This is a genomic window from Mycobacteroides franklinii, assembly GCF_001853795.1.
GTDB classification, from domain to species: domain Bacteria; phylum Actinomycetota; class Actinomycetes; order Mycobacteriales; family Mycobacteriaceae; genus Mycobacterium; species Mycobacterium franklinii.
In genome coordinates this window covers 1,475,576-1,490,213 of record NZ_MLIK01000019.1, presented here as the reverse complement: position 1 = coordinate 1,490,213, position 14,638 = coordinate 1,475,576, and the positions used below count along the sequence as shown (strand labels likewise).

Sequence of the window (14,638 nt, the reverse complement as noted above, 5' to 3'; positions counted from 1 at the left end):
GTTCAGCGCCCAAGACCCCCACCCTGCGCCAATCTCTCGCGCAGGCTCTTCGGCCGGATATCGGTCCAGTTTTGTTCGATGTACTCCAGGCACGCAGCGCGGTCCGCTTCACCGAATACGACCCTCCAGCCATCGGGCACGTCGGCAAAAGCCGGCCACAGGCTGTGCTGCTCCTCGTCGTTGACCAAGACGAAAAAGCTTCCCTTGTCATCATCGAATGGATTGATGCTCACGCTTTCTCCAGGTTGCTTCGGTGGACATCGCAAACATACGGCTGAATTTAGAGCGTTGTACGGGGTTTCACAAAGTTCTAATCTTCGTAACTTTGACACATTCCCGTTCGCTGCTGCAACTAATTAGCCAGAATATCAACATTGACGTGTTTACGCAGATCAGATATGGTTACAGTGGTTTCAATCTGTTGCGACGAGCGCACACACGAGTATACCAAGTCTGGGCCCGCTGCGTGAGTCGAGCTTTCGGCAGTGAATGTGAGCAACCAAGTTCCGACCAATCGCCCAGGCACCAGGCAAAGTATTGTGCTAGAACTGGTGACGCCTGTTACCCAATATCGGGACTTGCTGGGAATCTTGGCCAAGTAGCTTGATGAAGTAGCCGAAATCGCCGTATTCAGAAGTTTTTCGAGTTCACATACGGACCGGTGCCCATCCAATTCATTGCGCGCTAGACTGCGAGTGTTACAAGCTGGTGCGCACGGAATGAACTCGCGACGACCTGAATAAGGATTCAACCTAAAACCAGAGCCACACGTGGCGTGCTAGCAACAGGAGTGCACAACAGTGTGGTCATCTAGAAGTAAATGTGGTGACAATCCGCTACGAATTAAGTTCTCATCTATAAGAAATACCGCAGATACCCCGCGTCGTTAGACCACCTGGTGCCTTAGCCTGGGCGCCCCAACGAATTACGCGAAAAACGCTGTTATGGGCGTTTCACTCAATAACCTACGGGGTACGCCGAAGACGATCTATATCGATGCCCATTACATGTGCACAGCGAGCCCACGGCGTTCGTTGTCGCGCATCGACAGAAGTGTGCCAACCAACCTCGAAAGCCTCCCGCGGAGGGCTTTCGGCACATCCGGCAAGAGGTGGTTATTGAGAGGCCGCGCCACTCGAATATGAAATACGTGGCGCGATGTTACGGAAACCCGTTAGTCGACCGGCTGTTCGGTGCGGACATCAGTTCCGGCGATGGGGGACGAACCGGCCGGCATCAACATGACGAACACCGGGAGCCGCAACACGGCACCCGTCAGAATGGGCAGCCGAATCGCCACAGAAACGACCTCCAGCTCCAAACGTCTCCCCCGCCGAGTCTCCATCTCAAGACGCCCGGGTAAATGTCGGGGTGTCGCCAGCCAGTCCAGACCGCGTTCTATCGACTCGACGACGTTCATTACTCAACTATACCCATCTGCAGGTGCACGACCATGAAATTCCTTGCCGGAAGACGAATCTGCCGTATCACCTAGGCCTTGATGAACCGGTACATACGGTATTCCACCGACCCTCCAGCGCGCAGATCGTCATAAGCGCGCTGAGCCGGCGCAAATCGACGAACTATGCCACGAAGAAGAGTTGGCGTGGCACGGTCGATGACGTATCGCCACCGTGCCAGGTTCTTCTCCATCCCGCGACGTACCTCGGCGTTGATTCCGCGCTCCGACACCATTCGCAAGGGCGCGTTCGCGAGCGCTACCTTCCAGCCGGGGACGTCTTGAACACTGCGCGCATCCGTGTAAAGAAAATGTCCCCCGGGCCGCAGCACACGTGCGACTTCGGTGAGGAATACCGGGAAGTGCGGGTACAGATGCGACGACTCTACGTTGATCACCGCATCGAAGGACTGATCGGGAAAGGGCAGGTTCTCCGCGTCGCCCTGAACGAACTCCAGGCCCGACAGATCGTGCCGCCTACGACAGAAGTCGATCCCGTCCGGATTCAGGTCCAGACCGGTGTACGAGGCCGGGTTCAACGCCCGTACCAAGTACGAGGCGCCACCTCCGTGGCCACAACCGACCTCCAACACTCGCTGACCGCTGAGATCCGTCTGGGCGGCGGTGCTGTGGTACAGCTGAATCGAGTACCGATCGGGCTCATCGGCAGCCGACAGCGGTACAGCCATCGCGGGGTCCTCTTCGTACCCGTAGTTGAGGAACACCACATCCTCAGTCTCGAGCTTGCGTGTGGCATGCCGGTAGATGAATTTCTGAACCCGCTGCGTGAACGCGGCGTTCAGCTTGAACATGACCCAGTCTCGCGACCTCTGAAGCGGACGACTCCGTACCATCGACGAAGTATGTCAGAGGTTTGGATTCAAGACCGACTTATCAAACTCTGAACTGCCTTGCGACAGTTGAAGAACCAGAGATAATGGCAAGATTCGGGTCCACCGACGCGACAACCATTGAAGGGCCAGGGACGGTATGAAGTTTGCGCTGGCGTGCTACGGAACCCGAGGCGATGTAGAACCGTCCGTCAGTGTTGGATGTGAACTGGCAAGACGGGGACATGAGGTATGCATTGCTGTCCCGCCCGACCTCATCGCGTTCGCGGAATCGGCGGGGCTCGCCACTGTGCCCTATGGACCAAAATTGCAGGACTTTCTGCAAGACGAATTCCTCCGGAACTTCTGGAGTCAGTTGGTGCGCAATCCCATCGGTTCGCTGCGTGAACTTTGGGCGCCCATCGCACGGTACTGGCCGGATACCAACACCACGCTGCTGTCGCTGGCGGAACGCGCGGATTTGTTATCTACGGGCCTGAACTTCGAACAATCCGCCGGCAATATCGCCGAGTACTTCGATATCCCGCTGATCATGCTGCACCACTTCCCCATGCGGCCCAACGGCCAACTGTTGCCGATGCTCCCGGCTCCCCTTGTCCGATCCGGTGGATTGCTTTCCGAATGGCTGTTGTGGCGCGCTACGAAAGACGCAGACAACACGCAACGAAAGGCCCTCGGCCTCCCTCGGGCGACCGGCCCCTCAGCATTGCGCACCGCACGCCGAGGTGCGGTGGAAATCCAGGCCTACGACGCAGTTTCCGTACCTGGACTGGTCGCGGAATGGGCGAAATGGAACGGCAGCCGACCGTTTGTCGGTGCGCTCACGATGGGGCTGACAACCGAAGCCGACCAGGACGTAGCCTCCTGGCTCGCCGCGGGGAAACCGCCGATCTGCTTCGCAACCGGCAGCATCCCTCTCGAATCCCCGGCCGAGACAATCGAAATGATCAGTTCCGCGTGTGCGGAATTGGGTGAGCGCGCACTGATATGTGCCGGCGGCACCGATTTCAGTGATATCGCGCCTCTCGACCATGTCAAAGTCGTCGGAGCGGTCAACTACGCGGCGGTCTTCGCGGCCAGTCGAGCCGTAGTTCACCATGGCGGCTCCGGGACCACCGCGGCGAGCTTGCGGGCGGGGATACCCACCTTGATCCTCTGGAGTTCTGCTGACCAGCCGTACTGGGGAAACCAACTTGACCGACTGAAAGTCGGTGCTGCCCGCCGATTTTCCGCGACCAACCGGAAGACTCTGGTCGCCGACCTGCGCCGGATCCTTGCTCCGGAATACGCGGACGCGGCACGTGCGGTCGCGACGCAGATGACCAGCCCGGCGGACAGCGTCACCAAAGCCGCCGATATCTTCGAGAGCAGCGCCCGCCAGAAAACGGCGTGAGAACTGATCCGCTACTGCGGTGGCTTGATGATCAGACCCTGCCCCGTTGGCAGGGCAACGACGGAAACACCCAACTCGCGTGCCACCTCGTCCATCGCGATGCGCTGCTCGTCCCGGCCGCGGTTCGCGTAGTCGTCCAATAGCACGAACGCCCCTGGTGACAATCGCGGCCAAAAGTACCGCAACGTCTCCACTTCTGGTGGAGCACAGTTCATATCGATATGGAGAAACGCCACAGCATCGGTGTCGACCTCAGCCAGCGTCTCCGGTACGGCGCCGACGATGACGCGCTGATTCTTCCACTGCGCAAAGTTCGCCTTGACGCTGTCCACCGAGCTCACGTACATGCCGTTTTTTACGAGCTTGTCGCTCTTTTCGAGCGCGCCGGCGTCGCGCTCACCCGTGCTGACGAAGCGCGGATCGAGGCCCGCGAAGGTGTCGAGTAGGTAGAAGGTCTTGCCCAGCTGATCCCAATCGAGGTACTCCATGATGGCGCTGCTCAAGAATCCGTAGCTGACTCCGCACTCGACGAAATCGCCCTTCACCTTGTTGGCACTGGCCGCCGCCCAGAGCCCGACATGCACCCGCCAGTGCCACTGGTACCAGTCCGTTCCGCCCAGGGCACGGACCCCGCGTTCATACGCGCGCTGAAAGTCCGGATCATCAAGGAACGCATGGCTGTTAAAGCAAATCAGCGCATCGTTCGAATAGACTTTGGGTAGAAGTGTGCGCGCAAGCCAATACTCCTTGCGAACCGCCCACAGCTGGATACGGGTACGGAGCGATAGCTCATCTGCCACAGCGGAAACGATAGCATCCGCCGTCTGTGTGGAGGTGAGAAAGGCTCGCCGCGAACCAATTCAGACTGATCGAATCGCTATGGCTCACAAGCTGATCGATGGCACCTCTTGCGGTCAAGCCGCATCGCGATCAACAGGGATTGGCGGTGGCTCGTCTATCACTGCCGTCTTCTTCCGCGTAAGCCGAGACTTCAGCGCAATCGCGTGCTTTTCCACCACGAACCAACTGAAGGCCGCCAGCGGCACGGTGGCCGCCGTCGCAATAGCGAAGAACAGCAACAGATTCAGGCTACCCAAGCCCAAAACGACCAACAGTTGCTGTATGGGATAGGCATAGATGTACGTGCCGTACGACAGGTCGTTTCGTAGATTCAATCGCGGATTGTGAATGAGCGAGCCCGACACAATGACCGCATAGGCCAACGGCAGCGCCGCAACATCCCGATAGTTCTCAAGCAGCCCAGATGCCAGCACGAGGACGACGCTGAGCGCGACAAGCGACCACCGCGCCGGAATGACGTCCTTGTACTGATTCAGCAGGGCCCCCGCCGCGAACATCACCGCGAATCGGGCCACCATCTGCGGGATGGACGTCGCGGCGAAGACGGGATAGGAGAGATATGTCGTCGCACAGAGGAAGAACACGAACGCCGCCGGAACGACCCATCGCCGCTTGAGCAAGCCCGCGACACCTAGCACTGCCACCGCGATGTAACAGATCATCTCGAAGACAAGCGTCCAGATCGAACCGTTCCATACCCCGGGCCACGGGACGCCCCGCGGTGTGCCGTCGACGCCGGCGTAGTACACGTTGAGCAGGCCATTGTTGAGGACATACTCGAGCGGCTTGTGCGAGGCGAACAAATCCGCCACCGAACCGCCTTGGATCAGAACGCTGACGGGGGCGATGACGAACGCGATGACCAGTAGGCACACCCACAATCCGGGGAAGATGCGCAAGCCACGGGCGATCGCGAAGTCCCGAAGCTTCGGTTTGCGTAGCCAACTCGCGGTGATGAGGAATCCAGAGACCGCAAAAAAACCGTCCACGCCCACCTGTTCGATGAGCTGCTCGAATGGCCGGTAGGTGATCGTTCGGCCGGTGAGGGGCCAGGAATGCCAAAAAATGACGCTCACCGCCAACACCAGTCGCCATGCGTTCAAGGCGTTGTTTCGCGGGTCGAAGACCTGACCTAGCGTCAAACCTCTCATCGGTTTGGCCCCGCCCGCCTGGCTCATGCCGAACACCGTGCCTGCGCGAACCGCTCCATGGCATCGGCGGCAGCGACAGCGCTATCGCCGGGTTTGGTCATTCCATCGGCGAGCTGCCGAGCCCGGCCGACATAGTCGGGCGCGAGGATTCGCCGCAGGTCCGCCACCAAAGATTCGCGGGTGGTAGTCGAAAAACGCCGGGTGGTGCCCACTTTGAGCTTCTTGATCTGACCGCCCCACAGCGTTTGATTGGCATCCATCGACAAAACCAACGTGGGGACTCCCGCCCGCAGGCTGGCCGCCGTGGTACCCGAACCTCCGTGGTGCACGACCGCACGGCACTGCGGAAAGACCGTCGCATAGTTCACGGCGCCCACGACCTTGACATGCTCGGGAAGAGCGGTATCGCCAAAGTCGCTCCACCCCGCGCCGATAAGAGCTCGCTCACCCAACTCTGCGCACGCCGAGCCGATCATGTCCAGTGCGGCGGAAGGAGATTCAACCGGCATGCTGCCGAACCCGAAGAAGATCGGCGGGGTTCCCGACGCGATCCACGATGAGACCTCTTCATCGGCCTCCTGTGTCATCGCCATGGTCAGCGAGCCGACGAACGGCCGCAACCCATCCCACTTGGCCCATTCAGTCGCCAGACCGGGGAAGCACGCCGAGTCGTAGCCCTGAATCTCAAGCGAACTACGCTCTGCGATCCGCTGTGGTGAGGGACTCGACGCCTTCGGCAGGCGAAGTTGGCGCCGCTGCGCATCCTCCACCTTTTTGTTCAGCCGCCACGCCACCCAGTCGAAGGCCGCCATCGCCGCGCGTCCCAGCCGGGACGGCAGAATGGTGACAAGCTGGCCGTTGGGCCGCATCGGAATATGATGCAGCGTCACCAGTGGAATGTCATGGTACTCAGCGACATTCGCAGCCGGTTCCTGATAGCTCTGCCCGGCGAACAACACATCGGCCCCCTCGGCCGCGGACATCAGCGTGGTGTTCATCTGCGCCCAGCACTCATCGCTGAGCTCCCACATCTGACGCCACATCGTTCGAATCTCCCGCACCTTCCAGAAGGTGTGGAAGAAGAACGTCCAGAAATTGCGATACACGTCCAGCCACGTCTTGGTATCCAACCCGTAAGAGACCGTCTCCAGCCCCGCCGATTCGGTGAAGCTCATCAGGTCGGGCGGCACTGCCATGACGACGTCATGTCCCCTGCGCTGTAGTTCACGAGCCACGACAAGGGAGGGTTCGATATCGCCCCGCGTTCCGTAGCTCGCCAGCACAAATTTCATCGCCTCTAACGCCTTTCGGGTATCGCGGTTCAGTGGAGTGACGCCGCCATCATTCCTTACGCCAAAACACACCGGTACCGTCAATTTCCACGATCTCCGCGGTTATCCCGTGCTTCGTTCGATAATCAGTGACAGCCTGTTTGCACGAGTCAAGCGCGTGGTAATCATCGATGATGCAAAAGCCTCCGGGAGACAAACGCTCGTAGAGCCCGTCAAGCGCCTGGATTGTGGATTCATAGAGGTCACCGTCAAGCCGCAATACCGCGATTTGTTCAATCGGCGCATCATGCAGGGTGTCTTTGAACCAGCCCGGAACAAAACGGACCTGCTTGTCCAACAACCCATAGCGCTCGAAATTCGCCCTGACATTCTTTTCGGTGACCGCCAGGATGGGCGCTGCCAGATGCAGCTTGTCTCCCTTGTCCGCCTTGTAGTTCGTCGTGTCCGGGGGCGGCACGCCCTCAAACGAATCGCAAAGCCAGACGCTTCGTGCCGTATCCCCGTACGCGGCCAAGACCGCGCGCATCAGGATGGACGCGCCTCCACGCCACACGCCACATTCAACAAGGTCTCCAGGTACGTCATCGGTAAGCACCGTCTCAACGCACTGTTGCAGACTGGTCAGTCGCTGCATTCCGATCATCGTCAGCGCATCCGCCGGCCAGTCCAGCCCCAAGTCCCGCTTGTGCGCGTCGAACGCACGCTTGCGCACGAGCACGTAGTCGCCAAATTTGAAAAAGGGGCGGTGCAGCCAGTTCCATCCCACTGGCACAAGTTCGTCGACTCCGTATCTGGTGAGGTCCTGCCGAAGCAGGCCCAGATAAGCGGATCGAGTGTCGTAATCGGTCACGGTCAAGAACTGCCCCTATCTCGAAATGCTGGTGTCCCGTCCCGCGCTAAGAATAGCCGCCCTGGTGACTCCGTCGACACGTTTCGAGGCTGGCTACTCCCTTGTAGGGACTGCATTTTCGGCCGAATCTGTCAAGAAATCTTATGCACGAATGTCGCCAAATATTTTTGACTCACTCCGGCCGAAGATCCAGCGCCCTTCATTAATATTCGGACTCATCGGAAGACCGCCCGCGGGAGGCTTTTGGGCTTGTCAGCCCGGTGAATGACCACCACCGAGTCGAACACCTCAATCCGGTCGATGATGGTGGCCGCGAAGGGCACTTGGACTTCCTTGAGCCTCCTCGGATGGCCCTCCATGATCTGGTAGACCGACTTCATCTCCAGGTAGTGGGCATGCATCGCATCCATCAACCACTTGGTGAAGTCGATGAACGATTCACGCTGATCGCGATAGATCGTCCAGTAGTTGGCGCACACATCCTCGACGATGTACACCCCGCCGGGCCGCAGGCGCGGAAACAGGTATCTAAACGACCCGATCATCTGCTTTGGCGTGTGCCCGCCGTCATCGAGAACGGTGTCGAACGGGCCCAACTCGTCGACCACGGCGCCGAGGAATCGTACGTCGGTCTGATCGCCGATCCGCACGTGAATATCGCGCTGCGGATCATCGTGCCGTGCGGACTCGGGATTGATATCCAGGCCCACGATGGTGGCCTCCGGCAAGTGCTTCCGCCACATCTGCAGGGACCCACCCCGGTCCACCCCGATCTCGAGCATCCGCTCGGTCCGAGTGAGAGCATCCTGATAGATGGGCAGGTAATGGCGCAGCTTGTGGACCTTGTCGGCGCCCTCGAAGATCCGGCCGATCGGCGTGTCCACGGGGCCCGTGTCATCCGCGGACATCGCGACTTCCCGCGCCAAGTCTGGGCCCAGCGCATCAAGCATGCGACGACGGCCCGCATACGGATACCGGCGCGTCAGGAACGGCGGCTTGCGCTGGAGCGTCAGGCGAAAGAGTGGCATGGTCACGGAATCCTTTGCGGTTCTTTGCCGTTCAAAGAACTCGGCCCGTTCTCAGAATTCCGAAACACCATACAAATCAGCCTACCGACAAGTTCCTGGCAATACTGCCAGCTAACCATCTTCATGTGGCAACAGCGCCCGCTCGCGCGGTAGGGCACTGTCCTCGGCCGCCGGCGCTTGGTGCGTCGTGATGGCATTTTCGGCGCGCTTCCGTTTGAGCTTCGACTTCAGGGCCAGCGCACGTTTCTCGACCAAGAACCAGCTAAAGGCCGCCGGAATCAACGTCGCTGCCGTCGAAACACCAAAGAAGACAAAAGGATTCAAGCTATACAGCCCTGCAACAGCCAATAGCTGCTGTGTGGGCGAGGCATATATATAGACACCATAGGACAAGTCCGTGCGGATGTTCATTCGCTTGTTCTTGATCAGCACGCCCGAGACGACGACCGCGTATGCGAGCGGGAGCGCACCGATCACGCGGTAGTCGGGCAGCATTCCTGAGGCCAGTACGATGACGACACTCGCCGCCACCAGCGACCAGCGCGCCGGAATCACATCGCGCCACTGATACAACAGCGCACCAGCGGAAAACATTATGGCGCTGCGCACCGCGAGCTGGGGGATTGTCCAGACCCCGGGGAATGTCAGCGGCGGCAGCAAGATCGCCGCAATTGTCGCCAAAATCAAAATCACGGGCGCGGTCCACCGTCGAGTAGCGAGTCCAAGTAGGCCAAGCCCAGCCACCGCGATGTAGCACATCACCTCAAAGACAAGTGACCACAGCGACGCGTTCCAGATTCCCGCGTAGGGGATATCGCGTGGTGTTCCGCCTACGTCGAGCTGGAGCTGCACCAACGCGCTGTTCTTCAATACGTACTCGATCGGCGCACTGGAGAAGAGGAGCCTCGCCGCGGAGCCGCCCTGGATCGCCACGCTCAGCGGCGCGATGACAAAGGCCGTCACCGCGAGAACGATGTAGTAACCCGGCAGAATGCGCAGAGCTCGCGCCACGAAATATTCGCGCGTATTGGGGTTACGGAGCCAACTCGCAGTGATCAAGAATCCTGAAAGCGCAAAGAATCCGTCAACTCCCACCGAGAAGAGCAACTGGAGTACCGCCTTGGACTCCACCACACGCCCGGTCAGCGGAAACGAGTGAAAAAGTATCACCTCGGTCGCCAGGGCGAGCCGGCACGCGTTCAACGCGTTGTTTCGCGAATCGAATACAGAACCGAGCTTCATGCGCCTCCGCCACTCTTCGCTGGGAGCGTCATCCTATCGCCATCCCAGTCCGTGATCACGCTTTCTGGCATTTCTACATCAGGTCGGAAAGACATTGCGACAACGAATGATTCATGGCCGCCGCCGGGGCAGGATGGCCGTGTCACGCCGAGGCGCGTATTTGCTCAAAAACGATTCGGGCAGTCTTTGTCGATCCATTCGAGAAGCGCCTGTAGGCCATCTTCAAGCGCCCACTTCGGGCTCCAGGCGAGGCCTTCAATTGCTGGGTCGATATCGCAGCTCGCCGCGCGCACATCCCCATCTCGAAACTTCCCGACGACGACGGGTTCCGGCGCCGCGCAGACATCGGCCACCTTGCGGGCCAACTCGTGAATGGTTGTCGCAGTGCCAGAACCGATATCGAAGGTGCGGCGCTCGACGGCGGGGGTGTGCACGGCGGCGAAAAGCGCATCGACAACATCGTCGATGAACACGAAATCGCGGACTATCCGGCCGTCTTCGTACACCTCCAACGATTGCTTCTCGCGTGCCAGCCGTGCGAAGAGTGTGACAATTCCGGTGTACGAATTGGTGAGCGATTGGCCTGGCCCGTACACATTCTGCAGGCGCAACACACTGAGATTGGTGTCATGGGCCGCGGCCCACGCTGCCAACAGATGCTCCTGAGCAAGCTTGGTGCCCGCGTAGACGTTGGTCGGCCGGGGCTCGGTGCGATCGGCACGGCTGGCGAGAGGGTTTGCCGATTCACCATGAGGTCCCGTGGGATCCCAATCGCCGGCCAGCAGCTGCGCATGGCTACGCGGCCGCGGATAGAACACGTCCGCACCAGCCTGCCACGCACCTTCGCCATAAACCGCTCGCGAGGATGCAAGCACCAACTGGTCCGGTACGAGACCCGTGCGGCTTAGGGCGTCAAGGAGCTGAGTCGTACCGACCACGTTCACCGAACCATGGCGCGTGGCCTCCGAAAGCGACTGCGCCGTACCCGTCTCGGCCGCCAAATGGACGATCTGGGAGGGCTCGAACAGGCGCAGGACCGCATCCCAGTCTGGCGCGTGGGTGACGTCTCCGGTGAACAGACGCACCGAGGAGGGCAGATCGACTGCCTGTCCCCTGGGATGAACCTGTGGGTGCAAGACGTCCATCACCGCGACGTCGTATCCCGCTTGGACGAGACGGTTGGACAGGGTGGACCCGATGAACCCTGCACCACCGGAAATGAGTACAGACTTTGACGCACTAGCCCTTGACAAGCCGAGCCTCCCGTTCTTTTCAGACCAGCTAGGTGTCCGGCACGCACCGGTAATGCGTTCCCGGTCAATGATATCGATGGTGGTGGTTCAGTCGTGCGGGGATGAACTGTCGCAAGCTGTGGCCTGCGGGCAACTGACCTACGCGCGGGCGGCTCTCGCCTCCAGCAGGTCGGCAGCTCTACTGACGCTATCGTGCGGCTTGGACATGTGGGGAGCGATCGCTCGCGCCCGCGTCGCGCATTCCGGGGTAAGAATCTGACGCAGATCGGAGACCAACGAATCTCGGGTCGTGGTCGAAAAGCGTCGGGATGTGCCCACTCTCATGCGTTTGAGCTGATTTCCCCAGAACGGCTGATCACCGACCGTCCAGAGGATCAAGGTGGGCACTCCCGCACGCAAGCTGGCCGCCGTGGTACCCGAACCGCCATGATGAACGATCGCCCGGCTCACCGGAAATACCGCCGCGTAGCTCACCACTCCGACCACTTTGACATGTTCGGAGGTTCGCACGCCGCTGAAATCGGTCGCGCCCGCGCATATCAACGCCCGCTCCCCCAATTCTGCGCACGCCGAACTAATCATCTCGACTGTCTCCGCTGGAGATTCGACGGGGATGCTGCCCGACGCAAAGCATATGGGCGGTGGCCCAGCAGCTATCCACGACATGACCTCGTCGTCGGCCGCGGTCGTCAGCTCCATCGTCAGAGCACCCACAAAGGGTCGCCGATCACCGAATTTCGCCCACTCGTCGGCCAATCCCTCGAAGCAAATGTCGTCGTAGGCTTGAACTTCCAGCGAGTCGCGCTGACCTATCCGCTGCGGCGAAGGGCTTGTCGCCTGCGGCAATCCGAGGTCTCGCCGTTGTGCATCTTCGGCCCGCTTGGTCACCCGCCAGGTCAGCCAGTCGTACGCGGTCATCGCGGTGCGGGTCAGCCGCGACGGAAGGGTCGGAAAAAGCTGACCATTAGGACGCCACGGCATGGTGTGCAGCGCGACCAACGGGATCCCATAGAACTCCGCGACATTGGCGGCCGGCTCCTCATAACCCACGCTGGTCGACAGAAGATCCGCCCCCTCCGCCACCGACACCAGGGTCCGACTCATCTCCGACCACTGTTCAGTCACCAGTTTCAGCGCCTGACGACATAACGCGACCAGGTCCTGTAGCCGCCAAAAATGCCGGGTCCACGACGTCCATAGGTCTCGGTACTCATCGAGCTGTGGTCCCACATGAATTCCATAGGGCACCGCTGAAAGTCCCACCGACTCCACGAAAGTAATCAAGTCAGGTGGGACCGCCATGCGCACTTCATGGCCCCGGCGCTGCAGTTCTCGTCCGACAGCAACGGCAGGTTCGATATCACCGCGCGTGCCATAACTTGCCATGGCAAATCTCATGACGGTATCGACCTCCCCGATATGTCTGTGCACTCACAGAATGGCCGTCGGTGCTGTCGGCCATTATTACCGATCTGATGCGCCGCGGATAGCCTCAACATAATGAGCGCACGTACGTCTCCACATTCAATAATGTGGATGCAGCTATGGCTGAACGAATTGGCTTTAACGCATTGCCCAGGTAAATCAACTGCTCCGATTGGAAGCGGCAATGCAATACCAGCGGGCCACGGGCACACCGGCTCTCGCATTATTCCGGCTGAACATCGGGCGCGTAGAACGCTCGTCACGGACTGGTCTCGCCCGACTGCTCGGCGATGCGGCCGGGCGGACTACTGCCTACATTTCGTTCCACCGGCATCGCGCCTTCATACACGTTAGGCTGACTCGTGTTGCGCTACGGCACCATGAAAAAACTTCCCGCCGCAACAGAACGCAACGAGCCCTTCGTATTTGTCGTCGAGTAGGAGGACACATTGCGCGGAATAATTCTCGCGGGCGGTTCAGGTACTCGCCTACACCCGATAACGATGGGTGTCAGCAAGCAGCTGCTACCGGTTTACGACAAACCGCTGGTCTACTACCCGTTGTCCACCCTGATCATGGCTGGCGTCCGCGACATCCTGATCATCACCACACCGGCCGACGCCCCGGCATTCGAGCGTCTCCTCGGCGATGGCTCCGCCTTCGGCATCAACTTGAGCTACGCCGTGCAACCCCAACCGGAGGGGCTGGCACAGGCGTTTGTCATAGGGGCCGAACATATCGGCTCCGACACGGCGATGCTCGCACTGGGCGACAACGTGTTCTACGGCCCCGGCCTGGGCACGAGCCTGCGCAGGTTCGAGAACATCGACGGTGGGGCGATTTTCGCGTACTGGGTTGCCAATCCGTCGGCATACGGCGTGGTCGAATTCGACGCCGCCGGCGTACCCCTGTCCCTGGAAGAGAAGCCCGCGGTACCGAAATCTCATTATGCGGTTCCTGGGTTGTACTTCTACGACAACGATGTCATTGAGATTGCGCGCTCGCTTCAGAAGTCAGCGCGCGGTGAATACGAGATAACAGAGATCAACCAGATCTACCTGGATCAAGGGCGACTCTCCGTCGAGGTCCTACCGCGCGGGACCGCCTGGCTGGACACGGGCACGTTCGATTCGCTTCTTGACGCGAGCGATTACGTGCGCACCATCGAACGCCGCCAGGGTCTAAAAATCGGCGTGCCGGAAGAAATAGCGTGGCACGCCGGTTTCATCAACGACGACCAGCTCGCCGCACGCGCCCAAAAGCTCCTCAAGTCTGGGTATGGGAGTTATCTACTTGAGCTCTTGCAGCGGAAATAGCCCGATGTTCTGGTCGGCAGTAACGCAACGGATTGTTCGACGTATAAATAGGTATGGGCCTGGGAGCACCTCAGGCCTCACGTGCAGCTGAATACGTAAAGTTGATGTGGTCGGTACGAGGAGGCAATTGAGAACATGAACAAACTGTCACTGACGAAAACTGTCGCCGCTGTTGGTGGTATCACCTTGGCGTTGAGCGCCGGAGCCGGGCTGGCTTCCGCTGACCCCGCTACCGACGAGATGGTGAACACCACCTGTACCTACGACCAGGCGAACGCGGCACTACACGCGGAGAATCCCATGGCCGCACAGTATTTCGACCAATCGCCACCGAATCAGCAGTTCATGCAGGAGTTCCTCAGCTCACCAAAGGACAAGCGGGTGAGCATGATCAACCAAGTCAAGGGGAATCAGGGCATCGAGTACGTCATACCGGTGTTCCAGCAGATGGTACGCAGCTGCCACAAGTACTGAGGCCGACCAGACAGACCTGAAGGGCCGGGCGCGACTACCTTGT

General features: G+C 59.8%; 14 protein-coding genes. 3 read left to right on the top strand and 11 right to left on the bottom strand.

What is annotated here, in order from left to right:
• Positions 1-2 precede the first annotated feature (2 nt).
• From BKG76_RS14815 to mtf2, 3 genes are all read right to left on the bottom strand, one after another.
• Positions 3-233, bottom strand: a complete 231-nt coding sequence (locus BKG76_RS14815; RefSeq protein WP_005062145.1) for an MbtH family protein — start codon at positions 231-233, stop codon at positions 3-5.
• A gap of 941 nt (positions 234-1,174) precedes the next feature.
• The gene (locus BKG76_RS14810; protein WP_070938298.1) at positions 1,175-1,420 is read right to left on the bottom strand and encodes a hypothetical protein; all 246 of its coding nucleotides are present in this window, start codon (positions 1,418-1,420) and stop codon (positions 1,175-1,177) included.
• Between the two features lie 71 nt (positions 1,421-1,491).
• The gene (gene mtf2 / locus BKG76_RS14805) at positions 1,492-2,271 is read right to left on the bottom strand and encodes a fatty-acid O-methyltransferase Mtf2 (protein ID WP_070938297.1); all 780 of its coding nucleotides are present in this window, start codon (positions 2,269-2,271) and stop codon (positions 1,492-1,494) included.
• 178 nt (positions 2,272-2,449) lie between these two features.
• On the opposite strand from mtf2, the gene BKG76_RS14800 reads away from it, so the two are divergent.
• Positions 2,450-3,703: a glycosyltransferase gene (locus BKG76_RS14800; RefSeq protein ID WP_070938296.1), complete on the top strand. Its 1,254-nt coding sequence runs from the start codon at positions 2,450-2,452 to the stop codon at positions 3,701-3,703.
• An 11-nt stretch (positions 3,704-3,714) separates the two neighbouring features.
• On the opposite strand, the gene BKG76_RS14795 is transcribed toward BKG76_RS14800, so the two are convergent.
• The 8 genes from BKG76_RS14795 to BKG76_RS14760 all read right to left on the bottom strand — a co-directional run bounded on the left by BKG76_RS14795 (position 3,715) and on the right by BKG76_RS14760 (position 12,778).
• Entirely contained in the window at positions 3,715-4,503 is a 789-nt protein-coding gene (locus BKG76_RS14795) for a TylF/MycF/NovP-related O-methyltransferase (RefSeq protein ID WP_070938295.1), read from the bottom strand.
• A 114-nt stretch (positions 4,504-4,617) separates the two neighbouring features.
• Positions 4,618-5,742, bottom strand: a complete 1,125-nt coding sequence (locus tag BKG76_RS14790; RefSeq protein WP_070938294.1) for an acyltransferase family protein — start codon at positions 5,740-5,742, stop codon at positions 4,618-4,620.
• Positions 5,739-7,007, bottom strand: coding sequence for a glycosyltransferase (locus BKG76_RS14785; RefSeq protein WP_070938293.1), 1,269 nt, complete (start codon positions 7,005-7,007; stop codon positions 5,739-5,741). The genes BKG76_RS14790 and BKG76_RS14785 overlap by 4 nt, the downstream gene beginning before the upstream one ends.
• A gap of 49 nt (positions 7,008-7,056) precedes the next feature.
• The gene (locus BKG76_RS14780; protein WP_070938292.1) at positions 7,057-7,857 is read right to left on the bottom strand and encodes a TylF/MycF/NovP-related O-methyltransferase; all 801 of its coding nucleotides are present in this window, start codon (positions 7,855-7,857) and stop codon (positions 7,057-7,059) included.
• Positions 7,858-8,072: 215 nt separating this feature from the next.
• Entirely contained in the window at positions 8,073-8,807 is a 735-nt protein-coding gene (locus BKG76_RS14775; RefSeq protein ID WP_070939247.1) for a class I SAM-dependent methyltransferase, read from the bottom strand.
• Positions 8,808-8,996: 189 nt separating this feature from the next.
• On the bottom strand, positions 8,997-10,127 hold the full coding sequence (locus tag BKG76_RS14770) for an acyltransferase family protein (protein WP_070938291.1): 1,131 nt from the start codon (positions 10,125-10,127) through the stop codon (positions 8,997-8,999).
• Positions 10,128-10,291: 164 nt separating this feature from the next.
• A complete protein-coding gene (locus BKG76_RS14765) occupies positions 10,292-11,380 on the bottom strand; it encodes an NAD-dependent epimerase/dehydratase family protein (RefSeq protein WP_070938290.1) in 1,089 nt (362 codons plus the stop codon).
• 138 nt (positions 11,381-11,518) lie between these two features.
• On the bottom strand, positions 11,519-12,778 hold the full coding sequence (locus BKG76_RS14760; RefSeq protein ID WP_070938289.1) for a glycosyltransferase: 1,260 nt from the start codon (positions 12,776-12,778) through the stop codon (positions 11,519-11,521).
• Between the two features lie 476 nt (positions 12,779-13,254).
• On the opposite strand from BKG76_RS14760, the gene rfbA reads away from it, so the two are divergent.
• Positions 13,255-14,121, top strand: a complete 867-nt coding sequence (gene rfbA, locus BKG76_RS14755) for a glucose-1-phosphate thymidylyltransferase RfbA (protein ID WP_070938288.1) — start codon at positions 13,255-13,257, stop codon at positions 14,119-14,121.
• A 135-nt stretch (positions 14,122-14,256) separates the two neighbouring features.
• Positions 14,257-14,595 (top strand): hemophore-related protein, encoded by a 339-nt coding sequence (locus BKG76_RS14750; RefSeq protein ID WP_070938287.1) that lies wholly within the window; start codon positions 14,257-14,259, stop codon positions 14,593-14,595.
• The last annotated feature ends 43 nt before the right edge of the window (positions 14,596-14,638 follow it).